This window comes from Paenibacillus aestuarii, from assembly GCF_027789125.1.
GTDB lineage: Bacteria > Bacillota > Bacilli > Paenibacillales > NBRC-103111 > Paenibacillus_E > Paenibacillus_E aestuarii.
In genome coordinates this window covers 1-5839 of the sequence record NZ_JAQFVF010000081.1, presented here as the reverse complement: position 1 = coordinate 5839, position 5839 = coordinate 1, and the positions used below count along the sequence as shown (strand labels likewise).

4 protein-coding genes are annotated in these 5839 nt (G+C 39.7%); 3 read left to right on the top strand and 1 reads right to left on the bottom strand.

Annotated elements, in window-relative coordinates; all coding sequences use genetic code 11:
* Nucleotides 1-763 precede the first annotated feature (763 nt).
* Nucleotides 764-1528: a hypothetical protein gene (locus tag O9139_RS27855; protein WP_270885022.1), complete on the top strand. Its 765-nt coding sequence runs from the start codon at nucleotides 764-766 to the stop codon at nucleotides 1526-1528.
* A 1989-nt stretch (nucleotides 1529-3517) separates the two neighbouring features.
* On the opposite strand, the gene O9139_RS27850 is transcribed toward O9139_RS27855, so the two are convergent.
* A complete protein-coding gene (locus tag O9139_RS27850) occupies nucleotides 3518-3895 on the bottom strand; it encodes a winged helix-turn-helix transcriptional regulator (RefSeq protein WP_270884816.1) in 378 nt (125 codons plus the stop codon).
* A gap of 181 nt (nucleotides 3896-4076) precedes the next feature.
* On the opposite strand from O9139_RS27850, the gene O9139_RS27845 reads away from it, so the two are divergent.
* Together O9139_RS27845 and O9139_RS27840 are read left to right on the top strand one after the other, a co-directional pair.
* Nucleotides 4077-5099 (top strand): zinc-binding alcohol dehydrogenase family protein, encoded by a 1023-nt coding sequence (locus O9139_RS27845; RefSeq protein ID WP_270884815.1) that lies wholly within the window; start codon nucleotides 4077-4079, stop codon nucleotides 5097-5099.
* A gap of 55 nt (nucleotides 5100-5154) precedes the next feature.
* On the top strand, nucleotides 5155-5817 hold the full coding sequence (locus O9139_RS27840; protein WP_270884814.1) for an MBL fold metallo-hydrolase: 663 nt from the start codon (nucleotides 5155-5157) through the stop codon (nucleotides 5815-5817).
* The last annotated feature ends 22 nt before the right edge of the window (nucleotides 5818-5839 follow it).

The following is a 5839-nucleotide window of genomic DNA, read 5'->3' as shown; positions in this document are numbered from 1 at the left end:
GCTATGCAATAAGCTGATTCGAGTTCTCTTTGGTGTCCTAAAAAAGGGGCATCGGTTTAGCGAAGAAAAGATGTTGCAGGATATCCCCCGATTCACGACAGTGTCGCTAGCAGCTTAGATTCAATGTTTTCAAGGAAGTCGAACATTAAAGGGATAGACAATTGAAGCACGGATGAGTCGGAACAGAACTAACATACGGACGAAGATCCTGCCCTCGCAGCATATCCGACCTCCACCTCATGGACAGGTTGAATGAAGGAATGTGGGAGCGAAGACTCTGTGAGACATGGGAGGGTTGACCGCCATGAGCCATGTGGAGATCCAAAGGTGCGATCATATATTTCCAGAATCTCCACTTTTTAAAACAAGTGGTCTGAGTGGATGCATTTTTGCACTTTCCTCACACTATATTTTACACTTTCCACAACTTTGTTCCATGAATTATTTGTCTTTCACGGAAGAAAAACGTTCCAAATCTAAGAAAACAAGCGTATTTAAGAGGAAAGCGATTCTCCATAGAGGAAGGATAGTTTAATAAAATAGCGGCAGACTAGGGCTTTATTTTCACGTCCTTGACTGTCGCTGTTTCAATTTCTAAGGAGTCTAAAACATATTTTATGGAGTCAGATTGTATGGTTGTCAAAAATATGGAAATTAAATGTAAAAAACTCCATTGATTGTATTGATTTGTATTAATTTGGATGTTATTACCTATATGAATCTATCATTTCAAAAATTTGTAAAAAATAAAGGAGGCGTTTAAATGAAATTATCTCGTAAATTTGTTACTGTCTTCGCTGTGATCACGTTGGCGTCATCAATTTTTTCATCAGTAATTGCTTCAGCTACACCTGCAAAGTCGGAAAAGCCGGAGGGGACAGTAGTTAAGTCTTGGAGAGTAACAGAAAAGGGACTTGTAGAAATAACACCTGAACAAGCGGATGCACTATTTAAAGAGGCTGAAACAAGTAATCAATTGAAGGCTAGTAAAAGAGCAAGTCTTACTGCTTCGGAAAGTCAGTCAAATCAACAAAATGGCACAAATATAACACCTATGGCACCACCATTATGTGGCACAACATGTTATTGGGATGTATATAGCCAATATGGTTCACAGATAGTAACAAAAGTCGATGAAAGAAAGAGAGTTACTCCAGCGGCATATGATTCGAGTAGTGTAGCTTTTTCTATTAATCAAACATATACCTGGACATTAAATTTAACAATTACTTCTAAGCTAAGAGATGCTTTTCAAGCTGCTCTAGGAGGGTCCTGGTCTAACGCCACATCGTATCAACAAACTGTAAATGTGGTAGCTCCTGCTGGTAAATATGCTTGGTATGATTTTACACCTATTAAAAATAACTCTTATGGAACAGTAGTTCACTATGAAAACAGCTATTATACCAATTGGCAAGATAAAAACGTTGGTAACGACTGGGTAGATCTTTATATGACTCGCCAGGTGGGCGGCTACCAAGACGGAATTCTGCAACAAGTTGTGTCGACTAGTTACCCGACATATTAATGTTTAGATGAAAAAGATGCAACTGTGAAGCAACATTCATTTTGATTTAATGAAGAGATTATAAAAAGACCGTCAAAGCCCTCCAATGCGGCTAAAACGGTCTTTTTATTATGAGATGATAGTTGGTTTAGTTGTTTTTTTTCTTGTATTCGTCTACCTCTGACCAGCAGAGATAAAGCAGTCCAATGATAAGAGTAAGGTACATTATTAAATGAAAGGTAGTACCAATAACATTAAGTGAAACTTGGTAATTCTCGAATCGTCCACCCGAGGCAATCATTGCAGCCAATAAGTTGGGAAGAACATATAATATGAGTGAAGCACAGCAAAATAACACACCGGTAGAACGTCGTGACACATGAATCACACCCCTTCATTTTGAATAAATATCATTATAACATATTAATGAAAATTTGTTATTAAAATGGAAAAACTCATTTTTTCTGCTGTGTTTTTTCAATTATGCGGCATGGATTATGAATGGCGGCATTGACCAGGCAGGTCTCTCGATGAGACTACTGTGCAATTAAGTAGCATTTAAGGCAGGCGTTGAAGCCGATTTTGAATTTTTTTTGCTTTGCTACGGTGGGATATTAAACCTTCTGAAACACTTGCAGTTAGATATACGAGAGGAACTCACACACCGTCACTTGCCATTTATACCGGCTATTCTTTATGATTTGATTATTGAAACGTTCATACGCAACCAAATTACAGGCTGGGAAACGATCTAAATAAACCTTTATGGAAAAGACGATGAGATTATCACCAATTAGATGGAGCGGATATGTTCATGGATAACGCTGACAAAGTAGGATATACGTTGACTAAGTATGTTTCATGTAAGTTTTGTTGAGGGGTTGGGATTTTTCGGGCTGCAGCTTACAGTTGAATACGCCTTATCCATGACGTTTTAGAAATTTGTCCTGACTAGTATAAAACCCTTGAAGGGAAAACCTTCAAGGGTTTGTTCTATTTTTGCATTGTAGAATTGAAACAACTACTTCCGTACTAGCTACTAGTTGAGTTACACAGAACTGATCTTATGAACCTACTACCGAAGCTGAGGCAGTCTCTTGTGAAAGTTGTGCAGCTTGTTAAGCTAAGGTAGCTTGGTTATAAATAATTTGTAAGAAGTATTTCAAAACTAATTTGTAAATCGAACAATTTGCCCCAAAATCCATTTCATAACTTTATTTGTCATTTTAATTTTCACGAAAAAGCCAGCAAACTGGTCCAGTTAAGGAATATTATTTATTCAGGTAGGGGTATTTAGAGCGGTTTGTAATCCAAACTAACCCATGGTTTCTACAAGTAGGGGGCGTACAGTTTTAGCGACGGGATTAATATCTCCGACGGGTACGATAGCGTGGAGCTGCAGTGAGAGCAGCTCCTATTTGGTATTTCATTGATGTAACGGGCAGGATCACGTGGTGTATGATAAAATAAGGCGCGGCTATACAGTGAATGGAGAGGATACCTTGTCAACCCACGTATAGTAGGTTAACGGAGTACGTTAGCGTTCAATAAATCAGCGGCAGTCTCAGGATTATTATGGTCTAAGACTGCCGCTGTTTCTTTCTTCAAACCACGTTTTGCAGCTTGGAAGGGTTTGAGTTGTTCGTAAACTGGTTCCAAAAGATCGTGTTGGAACTGGATGTTTTGCTACTCCAATTATTGGAAAGTACAGCGGAAATGGTATCTGGCTAGAAGGATATGATGAACCGTTATATCAAATAGATTCAATTAATCAGGTTTTAATCGTTATGATCACGCTGAATTGTGTGTCTTAATCGTTGAGCTACACATTGCTGTATAGCCTAAGAAATGGGCTTTGTCAAAAAAAGGAGCGCCTCGGTATGATGGGTTTGTCGACGGGCAATTACCCAACACCATCAAGGAGGCGCTCTTATTATGAAGTTAACTTTAGCTAGATCACTCGTGAGCCCTGTAACTCTGTAACTGGATTCAGGTGACGCAAGTAATTTATTACTTCACTTTTACTAACATATCCCTTTTGTTTGCAATCTCCTGGTTGTACCTCAACCCCCAGTCTCTCATGAGATTAATAATGGGTTCTAAGGTACGACCGAACTCCGTCAACGAATATTCAACCTTTGGCGGAACCTCTTTATAAACCTCCCTGTGTACTACTCCACCATCTTCTAATTCACGAAGCTGAAGGGTCAACATTCGCTGTGTGATATCTGGCATTAACCTGCGAAATTCATTAAAGCGCCTTGTCTCCGACAGTAAATGATATAAAATAACGCCCTTCCATTTACCTCCAACCACCTCTAATGTGGTTTCTACTGGACATCCGCGGGGGTCAGGACAAGATGGATACTCAGTATTAATACTTTTCATTTGTATGCCTCCATTCAAGTCTTAGTATAAAAAAGTACACTATACAACAAAAATGTGCGTACTTACATAAAGTAGCTAACTGCATTATTATAACAGAAGTCGGAACATAAACGGTAACCAACTCCCATTTTTATACCGTTAAAAAAACTCTAAAGACTTAGACGAGAGGATGAAATGTACTATGGAAACAATGAAGGCCGTTGGATTGCATCGTTATTTGCCTATTGAAAACCCAGAAAGTTTGTTGGATCTAAAAATTGAAAAGCCAGTTGCTACTGGCCGAGATCTACTCGTTCGTGTAAAAGCTGTGGCCGTTAATCCAGTTGATTACAAGGTTCGATCACCTAAAGAAAAGGTTGAAGAAAACCCCAAAGTTTTAGGCTGGGACGTGGCGGGTATTGTTGAAGAAGTTGGCCCGGATTGCACGTTGTTCCGTCCAGGTGATGAGGTTTATTACGCTGGTGACATTACTCGGCAAGGGGGTAATAGTGAATTCCATCTTATTGACGAGAGAATTGTAGGGAAAAAGCCAAAATCTTTGGACTTTGCACAAGCTGCTGCCCTGCCGTTAACGACGCTGACTGCTTACGAGGCATTGTTTGAACGAATGAACATTAGTCGTGAACCCAACGAAAATAAGAATAAAGCGATTCTTATCATTGGAGCAGCAGGCGGAGTCGGATCTATAGCTGTCCAATTAGCAAAATGGGCTGGACTGACCGTTATTGGAACTGCCTCCAGACCTGATTCCGTTGCTTGGGCAAAAGAGCAAGGGGCTGACTACACCATCAACCACTTCGAGGAGTTCGTCCCCCAATTAAAGCAGTTAGGATATGAAACCGTTCCGTACATTCTTTGTCTTAACGCAACAGCTAAGCATTGGAAAAACATGGCGAACGCGATTGCACCTCAAGGAACCATTTGCTCAATCGTTGCAGACGGGCCGCTTGATATGCTCTCGCTAGTAAACAAAAGTGCAACCTTTGTTTGGGAGTGGATGTTTACAAGAGCCATGTTTCAAACGGAAGACATGATTCAACAACACATGCTCTTGAACGAAGTAGCTGATTTAATTGATAGTAAAAAGATAAAAACTACCCTGAGCGAACGACTTTCCCCTATCCATGCTGAGAATTTACGAAAAGCTCATTCATTGCTGGAAACGGGCAGAGTTATTGGTAAAATTGCCATTGAAAATTTTTAATGCACTCAAAAACGATATCAGAAATTCCAAACCCTACTAAAAGGAAGTGCTTATCATGAACCTGATTCAACTCTCAGAACATGTATATAAATGTGAATCTGTAGTCACTGAACCTATCCATATCCCTGTCAATACTTGGTTAATTAAAGATCATGATGATGTTTATATCATCGATACAGGTCTAGAAGGATTAGTAGATGCTCAAATGAGGGCAGCCACAGCTATTGGTACTCCCAAAGCCATTCTACTTACCCATGGCCACAGTGATCATATTCAAGGTGCTGCGAAGTGGTTAGAGAAGTTCAATATTCCTATATATGCCCATGAGAAAGAACTTATATATATCAATGGAGAAGCACCTTATCCGAACTTCAATACCCTTGAGAATACAGGGGTAGCCAATAGGGTTCTGCCATTAACAGAGCAAACACTTGCAAACCTGCCTATCCAATACTATCTAACACCTGGGCACTCTCCTGGGCATGTCATCTACCATCATGAAACGGACAATGTACTTCTAACAGGAGATCTCTTTATTACAAGTAAGGAGGATTTACATCCACCCATTAGAAGTTTTAGCATCGATATCAACGAGAACATCGATAGCGCCGTTATTATTGATGAAATCAAACCCGCACTACTCAGCTCATCACATGGACATGAACTTCTCTACAATGATGAATTGTATGCAAATCATGTGCTACGGTATCGAGACTAAAAAAGTCAATATATCCAATGAA